This window comes from Paenarthrobacter sp. 10L412, from assembly GCF_056395565.1.
Map to the genome: position 1 here is coordinate 25,416 of NZ_JBFTJT010000001.1, position 16,096 is coordinate 41,511.

Below are 16,096 nucleotides of genomic sequence, written 5' to 3' on the forward strand. Positions count from 1 at the left end.
TCGCGTCTAGGGAACTGACACTCCTGGAACCGAGGCTTAAAGGACAGCACCACCGCCCTACCAAGGAGATCACGTGACTACCTACAACCTGGCCCTCATCGGTTTCGGAGGCGTCAACCGCGCTTTGGCCGAACTCATCCGTGACGAACCCCAGCGATTCGCCTCACTCGGATTCCAGCTTCGCGTCGTGGCCATCACCGATCTTGCCTTCGGCTCGCTCGTCCAGGGAGACGGCATCGACCTGGCTGCCGTGCTGGCGATGCCCCGCGGGTCCTCGTTCGAGGGACTCCCCGGGGGGAGCCCGGATCCCCGCAACGAAGGCGTCATCAAGAACAGCCCGGCCGACATCGTCGTCGAGGCTACCTTCACGAGCCCGATCGACGGCGAACCGGCAGTTTCGCACGTCAAGTGGGCCATCGAGTCCGGCAAGCATGTGGTGACCACCAACAAGGGTCCTGTGGCCTTGCATGGCCGGGAACTGGGCCAGCTTGCTGCCAACAATGGTGTCCGTTTCGAGTACGAGGGTTCAGTCATGAGCGGCACGCCTGTCATTCGACTCGCACATAAGATGCTGGGTGGCCTCGAATTGAACTCAGTTCAAGGCATCCTGAACGGAACCAGCAATTACGTTCTGGGCCGGATGGAGGTCGGGCTGGGCCTGGATGAAGCCATCGCCGAGGCCCAGGACCGCGGATACGCCGAAGCGGACCCCACTGCAGACATCGGCGGCTCGGACGTCCGGTTGAAGGTCGCCATCCTGGCCAACGAGCTGCTCGGTGCCAACATCCACCCCAATGACGTGGAAACCACCGGCATCCAGGACATCAAGAGTGAAGACGTGGCACAGGCCTTGGCAAGCGGCTACCGCTGGAAGCTCATTGGCGAAGCCCGCCGGGAAGATGATGGCCGCATCGTAGCGACCGTCCAACCCATCGCCCTTCCGGGTGAACACCCGCTGGCCGGAATTTCCGGCGCCACCAATGCCGTGTCATTCAGCACGGATTTGCTGGGGGCCGTCACAGTGTCAGGCCCTGGAGCCGGCCGCGTGGAAACTGCCTACGCCCTGATCTCCGACATCATCGCCGTCAACGAATTCGCCAAAGGAGCGGTCCGTGCCTGAGTCAGCCATCGCCGACGCCACTACCGCAGCCGCTATCACTGACCTCATGGTGTACGACAAGTTTGACGGTTCCGTCCTGGCGACCCTTCCCCAGTGCACCGAGGCAGACGTCCGCGTCGAACTCATCCGCGCCGCGGCCTCCGCTCCGGCAGCGGCGGCCATGCCCCGTCATGAGCGCGGGCGGATCCTGGATACCGCTGCAGACCTGCTCCAGCAGCGGGCGCAGAAAGTGGCTGGGCTAATCGTCGCCGAGGCCGGGAAGACCATCACGCAGGCGCTCAAAGAGGTCTCCCGTGCAGTGAATACGCTTAAGCTCTCGGCAGCGGAAACCCGCCGTAACGTTGGCGAAGTAGTTCCCTTCGACTCCTTCGCTGGCTCCGAAAACCGCCAGGGATGGTTCACCCGTGAGCCGTTGGGGCTTATCGCCGCCATCACCCCTTACAACGATGCCCTGAACCTGGTGGCGCACAAGCTGGGGCCGGCGATTGCCGGAGGTAACACCGTCATCCTCAAGCCGTCCCAGCTGACACCCTTGACGGCCATTCTTCTCGTGGACCTGTTGCGCGAGGCAGGCCTGCCTGCGGAGTTCGTCACTGTTGTCCTGGGCGACCGCACCATCGCGCAAACCATCATCTCGTCCAAACTGGTTCGAATGGTCTCCTTCACGGGCGGCTTTTCCACGGGCCGGGCCATCGCCGCCAACGCCGGCATAAAGCGCCTGTCGATGGAACTTGGCGGCAACGCTCCCGTCATCGTGTTCGACGACGCGGACCTTCCTGCCGCCGTCGAGGCCAGTGTTTCAGGTTCCTTCTGGGCCGCTGGACAGAACTGCATCGGCGCCCAGCGGATCCTCGTCCAGCGGTCAGTCTTCGACACCTTCCTTCACGCCTTTGTCGCCCAAACAGCTGCCCTGACCACAGGCGATCCCCGCAGGGAGCAGACCGACGTTGGACCCATGATCAGCGCCGCGTCTGCCGCAGAAGCGAAGCGTAAGATCGACGAGGCAGTGACCGCCGGTGCGCGACTGCTGACTGGCGGGATCCTGGATGGCGCGCTCCTGACACCTGCTGTCCTGACCGGAGTCCCGCGCAGTTGCGAGGCCTGGAGCGAAGAACTGTTCGCACCCGTGGTCCTGGTGGAACCGTTCGACTCCGACGAGGAAGCCATCGAACTGGCCAACGACAGCGACTACGCATTGCAGGCCGGGGTATTCACCAAGGACTTGGCCCGTGCGCTGGCCACCGCCAAGGCCATTGACGCAGGCGGAGTGATGATCAACGATTCTTCGGACTACCGCCTCGATGCGATGCCTTTTGGCGGCTCGAAATACGGCAGCATGGGCCGGGAAGGCGTCCGCTTCGCCTACGAGGAAATGACGCAGCCCAAGGTCATAGCGATCACTTCATGATGATCGTCTGGCGTTACCGTCAATAAAGCAGGCTGTACCGATCCGGCGTTGCGTAACCACTTCGGTTCCGCAGCGCCGGAAGCATTTAAGCCCAGCATGGTTCACGCTGCCTCAGTACGCTGTCTCAGCGAGGCGCCTGTCTGTCGATGACCGTGGAGAGGGACAAGGCTGTGGTGATATCGCGGACTCCAGGAAACTCTGAGACCTGCCTCCAGATTTCCTGGATTCGTGCAGCGTCGGGGGCCTCAACCCTGACCACGATATCCAGTTCGCCGCTGACAACATCGCAAGTGGCGATTTCAGGAATTGCCTTTAGTCCGGCAATCACGTCCCCGCCCCGCATCCTGTCATGTCGTTGGATCAGAAGCACCGCATTGACCGTGGGCGATCCTTCTCCGGCCGATTCCTTGATGGTGTACCCGTGGATATACCCGTCCCGTTCAAGCCGCTCAATCCGTTGCCGCACCGCGTTGCGGGAGAGCAGCACCTTCTCCCCCAGCTGGGCAAGGCTGATACGGGCATTTCGCCGCAGCTCGGCCAGAATCTGCACGTCTATCTCATCACGTGGACTCTTCGGCACGGACGCTCCTGTCTTCGGGGATGTGAACGTGGGTTTGGGCGTCCTTCGATGCAGGAATGCCGCTGCGGCTAGCGTGTCCAGCAAGTTGGCCGGTACAAACATATCCCATTGGGCTGTTGCTTCTTTTGGGCTGTTGCTTCGTTGGGCAGAGTTGGCAAGCATCTTGTTCTGTGCACTTGAAGTGCATTATGCTGCATCTATGGAAGAAAACATCGCATCGCTCGCCTCAGCTATTGGCGGACGGGTTAAACAGGAGCGCCAGGCACGTCACTGGACCCTGGACCAACTGGCCGAAGCTGCCGGCGTGAGCCGACGCATGCTCATCAACGTCGAACAAGCAACCATGAACCCCAGTGTCGGCACTCTTCTGAGGATCAGCGCCGCGCTCGGTGTGGGCCTGCCGGACCTGGTCCAGTCCCCTGAGCCCAAGGGCGTCAAGGTGACACGAAAAGGTGAAGGTGCCCTGCTGTGGAGCAGTGCAGCAGGCGGACGCGGAGTGCTCGTGGCCGGAACGGAACCACCGGAAGTGATGGAACTCTGGGACTGGACCCTCGGCCCCGGAGACAAGCACGCGAGTGAGCCGCATACGCCCGGCACCAAAGAACTCCTGCAGGTTCTGCAAGGCACCGTTACCGTCGTTGCTGCAGAGCAGACGGTCGTCCTCGAGGCCGGCGACTCGCTGTCTTTCCCGGGAGACGTAGCCCATTCCTACGGCAACAACGGCACTGACGCAGCAAGGTTCTCACTCGCTGTCTTTGAACGCGGAGTGGGATCGGCGCATCGGGAGGCGAACAATGCTTAGGGTTGAATCCCTCCAGGAAATTCTCCACGCAGCCCACGTTGAACCTGCCGTCTTCGAACTTCAACCGGACTACCAGGCCCTCTTGATCGCCGTCGATGGTCTCGTTTCGGGTCCCAGCGATGATGCCAGCGATGCCCTGTTATATCAGGCGGAAGCGGCAGCCCGCAGGGCGCTCAGCGAGCAGAAGGTCGAACACCTCCCGCATGTTGCCGCGTGGCGGAAGGCCTACCAATCCTTCGGAGCAAAGCCCAACCGCACCCGCAACAGCCTTGAGGCACTGCTTCGCCGCGCTGATGCCGGCCTGCCCAGGGTCAACGGGCTCACGGACCTCTACAACGCCGTATCTGTACTGCACCAGATTCCGCTCGGCGGCGAAGACCTTTCCAGTTACAGTGGGGCGCCACGGCTGATCCGTGCAACGGGCCAGGAGCCGTTCGACACGGTTGCCAGCGGAGAGCCCATTGTCGAACACCCCGATGAAGGGGAAGTTGTATGGTGCGACGACGACGGCGTCACTTGCCGGCGCTGGAACTGGCGCCAGGGCCGCCGCACGCAACTGCGGGACGATACAACCTCGGCGTTGTTCATTCTTGATGCCCTCGCACCCGTGACCACCGAGGATCTCCTTGCCGCCGGCGAGGACCTCACCACGCACCTGCGCCTCCTGGGACCGGAGGTCGTATCCGCCCAGCGGCTGATTGACGCCCGCACACTCGGGCACTGACCTCTGTCGCTTCAACCACGTCACAGCTTCATCCAAAGGAACCAAAATGAATCGAGCCCCCGACAAACACAACCGTGCCACCGTCCATGACTCCACCTGGGCCGTCCACGGAGGAAACAGCATCGATCAAGGTACCGGTGCGCTCCGGACTCCCTTGGTGTGCCGAAGCAGCAGCCGCCTTTGCCACCGGTCGCAGCCCTCCACGGAGTGTTCTTCGCCCTACTGAAATCGGGAGATCACGTGGTGGTTTCCAACGTGACCTACGAGGCGGTGTACCGCCTGTCCGGGGAACTTCTTCCGCAAAAGTACGGCATCGAGGCTACCTTCGTGGATGCGGATGACCTCCAGACAGTAAGGGCAGCCATTCGTCCCGGCACAAAGCTGATCCACGCCGAAACCATCGCCAACCCAACAACCAAGGTCGCCAATGTGGCGGAGCTTGCCCGCATAGCCAAAGACGCCGGCGTCCTGCTGACGGTCGACGCCACGTTCACGCCAGCACCGTTCTACCGCGCCCTCGACGACGGCGCGGACCTGGTCATCCACTCGCTGACCAAGTACACCAACGGCCACGGTGACGCCATGGGTGGAGTCGTCGTCGGGCGGCGCGAACTCGTCCAGCACATCAGGCGCGATGCGATCGTGGACGCTGGCGGCGTTATTTCGCCCTTCAACGCCTGGATGATCATGCGCGGTTCAGTAACCCTGCCGCTGCGTCTCAAGCAGCAGTTCTCAAGTGCCGAAAAGGTGGCCGCGGTCCTGGAATCCGAACCACCGATCGCTTATGTCCTCTACCCTGGCCTGGCGTCCCATCCGCAGCATGAACTCGCCGGCAAACAGTTCGGAGGCCGGGGTTATGGCGGCGTCATGGCCTTCGCCGTCGAGGGCGACTCACGCACCCAGAACACCTTTGTGAAAAACCTGCAGGTCATCACTTCGGCAGTCTCGCTGGGCCACGATGAAACGCTGATCGTCCACGTTGGCCCGGACGCTCGTGGGGGCTCGGAAAACTACCCGGCGTCGTTCCACAAATACGGACACCTGCGTCTGTCGATCGGCCTTGAGGACCCGGAAGACCTCCTTGACGACATCCTCAACGCCTTGGACAAAACGTTCGGGAAGCAGTGGTAAGCCTTATGGCTGGTCTTTGATTGAGGCGTTTCCTGCCGTTTGGGAACGCTCACGACGGCGGTCAACCAGGGAAGCGCTCACGGCTACGGCAATGAGGGCCGACGCCAAAAGCAAGGGCAGGTGTGTCATTGGTACAACCATGGCCCCAGCCAACGCTGTGCCGGCAGAACCTGCAGTGATCTTCAAGGCTCCAATCCACACGAAGACCTGACCTCGCGCGCCAGCCGGTGCATATTCGCTGCGCGCGGCCAATGTTGCGGCGAAAAAGCAGGAGTTGAGCACTCCGGCGAGGGAGTAGAGCACCACCGCTACCGTGAAGATCCCGGCGAACGCTGCCCCACACAGGGCAACCCCAACAGCAGCTCCCAGCCAGGTCATGAGGTGGTCCGCATCGCTTCGCAACGGCCGGATCATGACACCGGCGGATCCTAGAAGCCCGCCAAGCCCATATGCGGCCGTCAGGACCCCGGCCGCAGCTGGCGTGACCCCCAGTTCTGTAGTGGACGCCACCGCGGTGATAGGCAACGCCGCGACCGACAAGGCGACGATGACCGTCATGTAGAGCGTGCGGCGCAAAGGCCCGGTAGATAGCATCATCAGCAATGTGCGGCCGGGGCGCGGTACCTCCGACGGAACCGTTGCTCGAAGAGAAGAGGGCAAAAGCCTGACGAGGGCGGCGGCGACAAACGTTAATCCGGCAAGGATCAATGCCGCCAGTGCCGGATTCGCCCAGGCCGAAACAGCTGCGACCAAAGAGGGACCAATGGTTCCGCTGATGCCATACGTTGCTACATCCCATCCATGTGCGCGTCGCTGGCTGGTTCTGCTGCCCCCAGCGATCGCCGAGAGCCTGCTGCTGATGCCGCCTGTCAATAATGGACCGACCAGTCCGGACGCAATGAGCAGTAGAGCCGGAACGATGGGAGGAGTCAGCGGGTACAGCAGGACGGCGGCGGCCAGGGTAACGCCGTGCATGAGGCACGCCCAGGCGATCACCGTCCTGCCGTCCCGGGCAGTGTCGAGTGTTCTGGCAACGAACGGACCGAAAAGGTGCGGTGCCGTGATGCAGGAACCCAGTATTCCGGCCAGCCAACCGGGCGCCCCGCTGGTTGTCACCAGCAGGACGATGGCTACGACGGCACCCCCGTCGGCGCTGCGGGCCAGGGTGGCTGCAAGGACATAGCGGGCCAAACCGCCCGGTGATGTCTGCTCACTCGTAGCTGGGCGGCTGGCATTGCGGCCGTTGATGAGGCTCATGTCGCCTCCAATCCACATTGGCGGATGGCCTCGGCAACTCTGCCGCGTCCTTCGGGATCCAAGCCACGCAGCGGCAAGGGCAAGGCTGAGGATGGAATGAGCCCCAGGTCTTCAGCCAGTGCCACTGTGACCCGAAGGCTCCCGTAGGTTCGGAACAGGGACCAGAGTGGTTCCAATGCGGCGGAAGCTGCCATCGCATCAACGCGCCGACCAGCCAGAGCGTGATCAACGATTTCCCGGGCCTGGCGCGGAAGGATCCCGCCGATCACCGAGTACCAGAGATCGCAACCAGCAAGCAGTGCTTCGGCGGCAATCCAATCGCCGCTGATACCCACAAATGTTTGCTCGGGCAAAGCTGCGCGGAGCTTGCCGAGCCTGGTGCCAATGTCAGTGGCAGCCGGCGGCGGAATCTTGATGGATGCGATTCCCGGGATCCGGGCAATCCGGGCATGCAGCTCGTCGGTGAAGGTGAAGCCTGTGGTGCCGGGGTTGTCGTACACAATGATCGGAAGGTCTGACTCCGACGCAACGTCCTGATACAGCCCGAGAACCTCCGCTTCCGACAGGCGTTGATAGGACACCGGGGCCAAGAGCAAGGCCGAGGCGCCAGCCGTATGAGCATCGCCGGCAAGCGTGAAGACGTCGCGGGTACGCAATGCCCCAACGCCGGCCAAAACCGGCACGCCACCCGCAGCTTCCACGGACGTTTCAAGGACCATGCGGCGTTCTTCACGGGAGAGATAGGCGTAGTTTCCCGTCGAGCCAAGAACACCGAGTGAATCCGCACCTGACTTCGCCGCGCGCGCCACCAGCCGGGCAACGGCGTCCAGATCGACACTTTCACCGCTCATGGGAGTCAGGGGGAATGCGCTGAGGCCGTTGAACACTACAGTCCTGCTTTCTTGTGGCTGTGGCCGGGTGCGAACACAGCAAATGGGTGACTACGCGTCTCATGCTGCCAAAGAGCTTGGTCCTACACTAGATCCAAGAATGAACAACTCTGGAGGTCCAATGAGCGAATCGGAAATACCCATCGAGCTCGACAGGAATAGTCCGACGTCCCTGTCCGCCCAAGTTGCAAGCCAGCTCCGTAGCGCCATCCTCAGCGGACTCCTCCAGCCTGAGCACACGCTCCCCGCCACCCGCCGGCTGGCCAAGGACTTAGGGATATCCCGTGGCGTGGTGGTCCGGGCCTTCGAGCAGCTCTCCGGGGAAGGTTTCCTGGAAAGCAGCGGCACTGGTGGGACCAAAGTGGCTGTCCGGCCGGACATCCAACAGCGCCCGAACCAAGCGAAGGCGCATTCCAGCAGCCCTGCCATCGCCGAGGTGATTGACCTGACACCCGGCCGCCCCTCGGGATCGCCGTTCCAAGACAGGGAGTGGCGCAATGCGTGGAAAAAGGCCTTGGCGGAGCAAGGAAACACACATCTGCCACCAGCCCTTGGAACGTTGGACCTTAGGGAAGCCGTGGCCGGTCACCTGGCGGTGTCCAGGGGTCTGGCCGTAGACCCGGAGGACGTCATCATTACGGCCGGCACCAGTGATGCGCTGCACCTGGTGGTGGCCATGCTTCGCGGCAAGAGGAACAATCCGCGCATCCTGGTTGAGGACCCGGGTTACCCCACGGCGCGACGCGTGATGAGCGCCGCTGGTGCCCAACTTCAGCTGCTTCCCGTGGACGAGGACGGCCTGAAGAGCTCCCAACTCGCCGGACTCAACGCCATTCCCGACGCCGTCCTCATCACCCCCAGCCACCAGTACCCCCTGGGGGGCAGGATGGCAGTCCAGGAACGGCTTGGCCTGCTGAAGTGGGCGGACCGCCATGGCGTGCTCGTGTTGGAGGACGACTACGACAGCGAATTCCGTCACAGCAGGATGCCCCTGCCTGCCGTCGCATCCCTACCGACAGCTGCCGACGTCGTACTTCTCGGAACGTTCTCAAAGAACCTGAGTCCTTGGCTGCGCTGCGGATATCTGGTGGTCCGGGGCGATGCCGGCCAACGCCTCAAGGCTGTACGTGAAGCCTTGGACACTCCGGTGGCCGGGGTCCTGCAGTCGGCCATCGCGTATTACCTACAGGGCGGCGGCCTGTCCCGGCATATTGCCCGTGCCCGGAGGGAATATTCGCACCGCCGGTCCCTGCTCATTGAGCGCTTAGGCTCGCGGACAGATGTGGAGCTTGGGGCCCTCGACGGCGGATTGCATGCAGTGATCCGCTTCGAACAGCCTGACGCGGCGGACCTGGCTGCAAAGGCACTGGAACAGGGCGTGCGGGTGATTCCCCTGGCCGGGTATTACGCCGAGCGCCCACCAGTGAACGGCTTGGTCATGGGGTATGGCGCAGTGTCCGACCTCCAACTGTCAAAGGCCCTCACTATCCTTGGCGCCCTGCTCGACGAGCATCCATAAGCCAGGGGATTTTGCCTGCTATCGGTTTGAAGCTGTTGCCGGCAAAGACTCTTCTCAGCGCCGCGGAATATTGCGCAGGTTGCTCCGGGCCATGCTCACAGCTTCACCGGCTCCGCGGTTCAAGACCACTTTGGACATGGCGGTCGCGAAACCGATGACTTGTTGCCCGGAAATCTTCGGCGGGATGGACAGCGCATTCGGGTCAGTGATGAGTTCCACCAGCGAAGGACCCGGGTGGGCGAACGCCTCTCGATACGCTTCCTCAATATTCGCCGGATCTGTCACCCGGACAGCATGGAAGCCCAAGGCCTTCGCAACGGCGGCATAGTTTGCGTCAGGAACGTCGACGCCGAAATCGGGCAGCCCGTCCACCAACATTTCGAGCTTGACCATGCCCAGCGTTGAGTTGTTGAAGACCACGACGTTTACCGGCAGTTGATGTGCGGCCACGGTAATGAGCTCACCAAGCAGCATGGACAAGCCACCGTCGCCCGAGACTGAAACCACCTGGCGCCCGGGATAGGCCACCTGCGCACCGATGGCGTGCGGAAGGGCGTTGGCCATTGATCCGTGAAGGAAGGAGCCGATCAGCCGGCGCGTGCCCAGCGGGTTGATATAGCGAGCCGTCCAGACGTTGCACATTCCGGTATCCGCGGTGAAGATGGCGTCATCCGCCGCTACTTGGTCCAGCAGGGAAGCAGCATACTCCGGATGAATGGGCTGCTTCTTTTCGACCTTCCGCGTGTACGCGCCCACGGCCTTGTTCATCAGGCGGTCGTGCTTCTTCAGCATTTGGTCCAGGAAGCGGCGGTTCTTCTTTGGATTCACCAAAGGCAGAAGGGCGGTCAGGGTAGGAAGGACGTCACCATGAACGGCAATGTCGACGTCGGTCCTCCTCCCTAGGCGCTGCGCGGCCCGGTCAACCTGTGCCGTCCGGGTGTCCGGAAGGAACTGGTCGTAGGGAAAATCGGTACCGAGAAGGATCAGCAGATCGGCGTCCTCGATGCCTTCCGCTGCAGCACCGTAGCCAAGGAGGCCGGTCATGCCGATGTCGAACGGGTTATCGTACTGGACGAAGTCCTTGCCGCGCAGTGAGTGGCCAATCGGGGCATTGACCAGTTCCGCCAAAGCAATGAGTTCCTCGTGGGCTCCCTGGACTCCCGCCCCCGCGAAAATGGCGACCTTTCCGCCGTCGTTGATGGCGTCAGCCAGTTCCTGGACGCTCGACTGGTCCGGGATCAGGCGCGCGGGCCGAAACGTGGCGGGTAATGGCGTCGGCGCGGTGGCCTCAAGTCCGGCGATATCGCCGGGAAGAGTCACGACGGCGACTCCCCCAAGGGCTACAGCGTTCTGGATCGCGCTGTGCATCACGCGGGGCGCCTGCTCGGCCGTGCTGACCAGTTCCGAATACACCGAGCATTCGGTGAAGATCCGGTCAGGATGGGTTTCCTGGAAGAATCCGCTGCCGATCTGCTTGCTGGGGATGTGCGAAGCGATGGCAAGTACGGGCGCCCCGGTGCGGTTGGCGTCGTAGAGTCCGTTGATCAGATGGAGGTTGCCGGGGCCACAGGAGCCGGCACAGACAGCAAGCTTCCCGGTCAGTTGCGCCTCGGCCGCTGCAGCAAAGGCGGCCGCTTCTTCGTGCCGGACATGGATCCAGTCGATACCGCCTTTGGCCGAGCCTCCCGTTTGACGCACAGCGTCCACTATTGGATTGAGGCTGTCTCCGACGATTCCATATATGCGCTGCACGCCGGCAGCCTGGAGTTGTTCGATGAGTTGGGTGGCTAGTTCCTTGGCCATAGTGTGCAGACTCCCGCGATTGTGGTGGTGGACTGACATGGTCAATATAGTCGCCCTCGCCCTTGGTCTGGCTGGGACCGCCGATCGTTGCTAGCGTGGCGGCATGAACCCGTCGAAGACTCCGGCAGAGATTCTGGACATAGGCGGCGCCGAAGTTCGCGTCTCCAATCCGGACAAGGTGGTTTTCCCCGAACCCGGGCTAACGAAGCTGGATTTAGTCCGCTACTACCTTTCAGTTGCGGAGGGTGCGTTGCGGGGCGCCGGCGGCCGCCCCATGGTGCTCAAGCGCTTCCCCAAGGGCATCGACGCTGAGCCGTTCTTTCAGAAACGCGTTCCCGAAAACCATCCGGAGTTCATTGATACGGCGACGTTGCACTACTCATCGGGGACCTCAGCAGAAGAAACTGTCATCCGGGACGCTGCCGGTTTGGCGTGGGTGGTGAATCTTGGCTGCCTCGACCTGAACCCCCACCCTGTCCGTGCCGAGGATCTTGACCATCCCGATGAGCTCCGAATCGACCTCGATCCCATGCCCGGTGTGGATTGGTCGCAAATCGTCGACGTCGCCCATGTAGCGCGCGAGGTGCTTGACGACGTCGGGCTGGTGGGGTGGCCCAAGACGAGCGGGTCCCGGGGACTGCACATTTTGGTGCGAATCGCCCCGCAATGGTCTTATAGCGAGCTACGGCTCGCTGCGGAGACCCTTGCCCGTGAGGTCGAGAACCGCGCACCCGGGCTCGCCACGGCACGGTGGTGGAAGGAAGAACGCGGCGAGAGCGTCTTCGTCGACTTCAACCAGAATGCGAAGGACCGGACTGTTGCCTCGGCCTACTCTGTCCGGCCCCGGCCCGATGCCCGGGTTTCTACTCCCCTGACGTGGGCCGAGGTCACGTCCACGAGGCCCGAACAATTCACCGTCCGCTCAGTGCCCGACCGCTTCGCGGAGCTGGGCGATCCCCATGCTGGCATCGATGACGCCGCGGGGTCCCTTGAGGGCCTGCTGGCGCTGGCCAAGGAACTTGGTCCCGCCGAGAAGGCACCGCGCGCCGGTGACGGGTCCGGGCGCCGGGTCTCAACGATGCCACTCATTGAGGTGGCCCGCACCAAGACAAAGCCCGAAGCGGTGGCCGCCCTCGATGAATGGAAGGCCCGGCATGCTGACGTGGTCCCGGAGCTGCACCCGGCGGATGTACTCATCGACGGGATGCGCGGTTCGAGTTCGCTATGGTACAGGGTCCGGGTGAACCTTCAGCACATTCCCGAAGCAAAGCGCCCGCCCCAGGAGGAGCTCATCGCCGACTACGACCCCTGGGCCGGCAAGGAATGGCCCGGCCGTCCAGGATCCTGACTACCCTTCTGCGATGTCAATGCCAGTAACCGGCACACCCGCGCGCTCGTAGGCAAGGGCCACCGCGCCCGTCGGGAACCCCTGCGGTGGTTGCGCGAACCGGAACGCTGCCGGCACACCGGCACCGTCGGGGAACAACTTCTTTCCGGCTCCAAGCGTGATGGGGTAAAGGAAGAGGTTCAGTCGATCAACGACGTCGGCCTTCAGCAAGGACCGCACCAGCTCGCCGCTGCCTATGACGTGGATGTCCTCGAACCGATCCTTCAGGGCAGCGACTTCCGCCACCTCGGACAACGCCGTAGTGCCCGCCCAGCCAGGGTCCGTCAGCGAGCGGGAGACGACGAACTTCGGCAGGGCGTTGAACGTATCAGCGATCGGGTCATCGGCCCGGTTGGGCCAGTATCCCGCGAAGATGTCGTAGGTTTTGCGTCCCAAGAGCAGCGCATCCATACGGTTGATTCCCTCCACGATCACCCGCCCGGTCTCTTCATCGGAATAGGCCGCCTGCCAGCCGCCGAACTCGAAGCCGCCCTCACGGTCCTCATCAGGGCCACCCGGGCCTTGGTACACGCCATCAAGGGTGATGAACAGGTCGACCGAGAGGATTCCCATCATGTACTCCTTCGTGTGGGAGGCAACCCGATGCTGCCTCGAACCGTACGCCGATCGGGTGGCCCGGGATCGACATCACTGCGAGCCAGACTAGCGACTCCGCCGTTTAGCCTCAATGGTCTTTAAAGGCCTCGGCCAGCCACCACGCGCCGCCGTCGGAAGCGATCCGCGCGTCAATGACCAGCGGCATAGTCCGAGGACCCGCAACCCATTCCTCCACCGGGGCCAGATCCGCGACGCACCGGACCGTCACGGTGGCAGCACCGTAGCCTGCGGCGATGGAGGCGATATCTGTCGTGGGGAATCGAACCACTTCCAGGTCTTCATCATCTGCATCGAAGTGATGGACCTCGGCGCCGTACGCGGAATCGTTGTAGACAATCACCGCCATTGGAATCCGCTCACGGACCAGCGTCTCCAATTCCGAAATGGCCATGAGGAAGCCACCATCGCCGGTGCCCAGGACCGGTACGCGTTCCGGTTGGGCTTTCGCCGCGCCGATCGCAGTGGACAACCCCAGCCCGATCGACTGAAAAGCCTGGGTGAAGCAAAAGCCATACTCATCGGGAACGGACAGGTAGGCGCTTGGGTATCCCATGAAATTGCCGGAATCAACGGAAACAATTCGATTGTCGGGCAAGATGCGGTCAAGCTCGCGGCTCAGCACGCGGGGATCGATGGTCCCCGCAGTGGACAGGTCTTCCGTGTCCACCGAGCTCCAGCGCGCATGGAGGGCTATCCGGTCAGCCATCTGTGGCGTACGCAGGCCAACCCACTGGTGTCCGGCAGAACGCAGTTCATTGAGCACAGCAACGGCTGTCTCGCCGCAATCCCCCAGTACCCCCAGATCGATGGGCCGGTTTGCCCCCAGTGCCGAGTCATCAAGGTCCACTTGCACCACTTTTGTTCCCGGGCCAATGAGCGAACCATGGCGCATCGTCCACATGTTCAGGGCACAGCCCCAACCGACGATCAAGTCCGCTTCCCGCACGGTATCCGCAGTGAATGGCGAGGAAAATCCACCGGAAATACCCAGGTTGAACGCGTCGCCATTGAAGAGGCCGTGGGCGACGGCGGACGTCGCGACGAGCGCGCCCGCGGTTTCGGCGAGCGCCGCGATTTCCGGCCCTGCTTCGCGGCCTCCACGGCCGGCCACAAATACGGGCTTCTTCGCGCCTTGGATGAGCTCTGCCAGCTTCGTGACTGCCGCGGCTGATGGCCTGGTCCGCTGGCGGGGTTCCAAAGGCTCCAAGAGGCCGACTTCTGCCGGTGCCTCTGCACTTTGGACGTCTGTCGGCAGGGAAAGGACCACCGTCCGGCGTTCGTTAACTGCCGTGCGGTAGGCGCGGAGGGTGTCTGCTACTGCGCTTTGCGGTGAGTGGACCCGTTCAGCCACTGCACCGACGCTTCGGACAAGTGCATCCTGATCGATGGTGAAGTTGGACCTGACGGCCGATGCAGGTGTGTCCGCGGTCAGGACGATCATGGGGGTGCGGCTCTTCGCTGCCTCGCCGATTCCTGTTACCGCATTGGTCAACCCACAACCCTGATGCGTAGTGACGACTCCGACCTTGCCCGACATCCTCCCGTAGGCATCAGCCATGGTGGCTGCGCCGCCTTCGTGCCTTGCTGCGGTATAGGGAACTCCCGCCCGGCGCAGCGCGTTTGTCACCACGAAATTCCCGCTGCCCACCACTCCGAAGACGTGGCCGACGCCAAGCCGGGCGAGGGTGTTCCCCACGAGTTCGGCAACATTCCCAGAGCGGGACGCGGGGGCCAGCGCGGTGGAGTCCTCCTTGAGTACCGGGCTGCTGGTGGTGACGGTCATCGTGTTTCTCCTTCTTTGAGCGCGAACACGCGGGCTGGGCTTCCGGTTCCGCCATCTATTGGCAAGGGCGCAACGATGAGGGCTGCTCCGATTGGGGGCAGTTGGTCCAGGTTTTGCAATGAGGTGATTCCGTACTTGTCATTCCCCAGCAGGAAGTGATGGGCCGGAAACGGGGGTTCCTGTCCTCCGGCGGCCCCGGCATCGATGCCAACGGTTTCCACGCCAATGCCGGACAGCGCAGACTCCTCGGCAATCCATCGGGCGCATTCGACCGTGAGCCCGGGAGAATGTGGGCCGTGCTCGTCCTTGTTCAGGAAGCGCTGTCGGTCTTGGGAGCGCTTGTCCCACCCCGTTCGAATGAGGAGCCAGCCGCCGTCGGGCAGTGGTCCGTAGCTTTCCTCCCATCGGCGGATGTGGTGAAGGTCCAGGAGAAAGTCCGGGTCCGCAGTAGCCTCCTCGGTCACATCAAGGACGATGGCCGGGCCCACGAGCCGGGCGGGTTCGATCCGGGCGACGTCTTTGCCGTCACGCCCGGTGAACCAGTGCACGGGCGCGTCCAGATGGGTGCCTATGTGTTCGCCGGTGTGGATGTTGTGATGCTTCCAGAAGGGTCCGGCGCTGTTGTAGGCGGAGACCTCTTCGAGGCTGAAGTCAATGAGGTTTGCGAAGGGCTCCGGCAGTTCGAGAGTTGGAGTGTTGATCGAGAGCCTGGTGGTCAGGTCAATGACATCAATCCGGCCCGTGGCGAGCCCGGCAAGCACCTGGGCTACGCTGCCCTGGCGTACGTCAATATTGCTGCTGGTATCCATAAGAGTTCCTTGGGGATGGGTTCGCCGTCGATGAGGGCGTGGAGGGTCCCGTGGCGGTGCGCAACAGGACTTGTGGCTGCGACATTAGCAGCACATTCATACGCACCGGAACAGCGTTTTTGTGCAAATCGCAAGGGTTACCCGGAAAGGCATAGCCCCTGGCAAAACCGGCATTCGACGTTCCCCTGAGCCCGGGGGAAACTGAAATCAGCAGCTGTAACGCCCATCACAATTGACCGTTTCGATCATGAAGCGGACAACCTGA

14 protein-coding genes are annotated in these 16,096 nt (G+C 62.7%); 7 read left to right on the forward strand and 7 right to left on the reverse strand.

From position 1 onward, the window contains the following. Positions 1-73 precede the first annotated feature (73 nt). Together AC1DD7_RS00145 and AC1DD7_RS00150 are read left to right on the forward strand one after the other, a co-directional pair. A complete protein-coding gene (locus AC1DD7_RS00145; protein ID WP_477513268.1) occupies positions 74-1,120 on the forward strand; it encodes a homoserine dehydrogenase in 1,047 nt (348 codons plus the stop codon). After that, positions 1,113-2,528: an aldehyde dehydrogenase family protein gene (locus AC1DD7_RS00150; protein ID WP_477513269.1), complete on the forward strand. Its 1,416-nt coding sequence runs from the start codon at positions 1,113-1,115 to the stop codon at positions 2,526-2,528. The genes AC1DD7_RS00145 and AC1DD7_RS00150 overlap by 8 nt, the downstream gene beginning before the upstream one ends. Positions 2,529-2,652: 124 nt before the next feature. Here the strand turns inward: AC1DD7_RS00150 and AC1DD7_RS00155 are convergent, their stop codons facing one another. Then, the gene (locus AC1DD7_RS00155; protein WP_431115132.1) at positions 2,653-3,108 is read right to left on the reverse strand and encodes an Lrp/AsnC family transcriptional regulator; all 456 of its coding nucleotides are present in this window, start codon (positions 3,106-3,108) and stop codon (positions 2,653-2,655) included. Between the two features lie 199 nt (positions 3,109-3,307). On the opposite strand from AC1DD7_RS00155, the gene AC1DD7_RS00160 reads away from it, so the two are divergent. From AC1DD7_RS00160 to AC1DD7_RS00170, 3 genes are all read left to right on the forward strand, one after another. After that, complete coding sequence (locus tag AC1DD7_RS00160; RefSeq protein WP_477513270.1) at positions 3,308-3,910, forward strand: helix-turn-helix domain-containing protein; 603 nt, start codon at positions 3,308-3,310, stop codon at positions 3,908-3,910. Then, positions 3,903-4,634, forward strand: coding sequence for a B3/B4 domain-containing protein (locus AC1DD7_RS00165; RefSeq protein WP_477513271.1), 732 nt, complete (start codon positions 3,903-3,905; stop codon positions 4,632-4,634). The genes AC1DD7_RS00160 and AC1DD7_RS00165 overlap by 8 nt, the downstream gene beginning before the upstream one ends. Before the next feature lie 240 nt (positions 4,635-4,874). Next, on the forward strand, positions 4,875-5,765 hold the full coding sequence (locus AC1DD7_RS00170; protein WP_477513272.1) for a trans-sulfuration enzyme family protein: 891 nt from the start codon (positions 4,875-4,877) through the stop codon (positions 5,763-5,765). Between the two features lie 3 nt (positions 5,766-5,768). Here the strand turns inward: AC1DD7_RS00170 and AC1DD7_RS00175 are convergent, their stop codons facing one another. Next, a complete protein-coding gene (locus AC1DD7_RS00175) occupies positions 5,769-7,022 on the reverse strand; it encodes an MFS transporter (RefSeq protein WP_477513273.1) in 1,254 nt (417 codons plus the stop codon). After that, positions 7,019-7,909 (reverse strand): dihydrodipicolinate synthase family protein, encoded by an 891-nt coding sequence (locus tag AC1DD7_RS00180; protein ID WP_477513274.1) that lies wholly within the window; start codon positions 7,907-7,909, stop codon positions 7,019-7,021. The genes AC1DD7_RS00175 and AC1DD7_RS00180 overlap by 4 nt, the downstream gene beginning before the upstream one ends. 124 nt (positions 7,910-8,033) lie before the next feature. On the opposite strand from AC1DD7_RS00180, the gene pdxR reads away from it, so the two are divergent. Beyond that, a complete protein-coding gene (pdxR, locus tag AC1DD7_RS00185; protein ID WP_477513275.1) occupies positions 8,034-9,431 on the forward strand; it encodes a MocR-like pyridoxine biosynthesis transcription factor PdxR in 1,398 nt (465 codons plus the stop codon). Between the two features lie 54 nt (positions 9,432-9,485). Here the strand turns inward: pdxR and AC1DD7_RS00190 are convergent, their stop codons facing one another. Then, on the reverse strand, positions 9,486-11,234 hold the full coding sequence (locus AC1DD7_RS00190; RefSeq protein ID WP_477513276.1) for a pyruvate dehydrogenase: 1,749 nt from the start codon (positions 11,232-11,234) through the stop codon (positions 9,486-9,488). 103 nt (positions 11,235-11,337) lie between these two features. Here AC1DD7_RS00190 and ligD point away from each other — a divergent pair, with 103 nt between their 5' ends. Beyond that, entirely contained in the window at positions 11,338-12,582 is a 1,245-nt protein-coding gene (gene ligD, locus AC1DD7_RS00195) for a non-homologous end-joining DNA ligase (RefSeq protein WP_477513277.1), read from the forward strand. Here the strand turns inward: ligD and AC1DD7_RS00200 are convergent, their stop codons facing one another. From AC1DD7_RS00200 to AC1DD7_RS00210, 3 genes are all read right to left on the reverse strand, one after another. Then, positions 12,583-13,194 carry a dihydrofolate reductase family protein gene (locus tag AC1DD7_RS00200; protein WP_477513545.1) on the reverse strand — a complete coding sequence of 204 codons (612 nt, stop codon included), beginning with the start codon at positions 13,192-13,194 and terminating at the stop codon, positions 12,583-12,585. 112 nt (positions 13,195-13,306) lie between these two features. Further along, positions 13,307-15,022 carry a thiamine pyrophosphate-binding protein gene (locus tag AC1DD7_RS00205; protein WP_477513278.1) on the reverse strand — a complete coding sequence of 572 codons (1,716 nt, stop codon included), beginning with the start codon at positions 15,020-15,022 and terminating at the stop codon, positions 13,307-13,309. Then, on the reverse strand, positions 15,019-15,831 hold the full coding sequence (locus AC1DD7_RS00210; RefSeq protein WP_477513279.1) for a cyclase family protein: 813 nt from the start codon (positions 15,829-15,831) through the stop codon (positions 15,019-15,021). Before AC1DD7_RS00210 ends, AC1DD7_RS00205 begins: the two co-directional genes overlap by 4 nt. Positions 15,832-16,096: the final 265 nt, after the last annotated feature.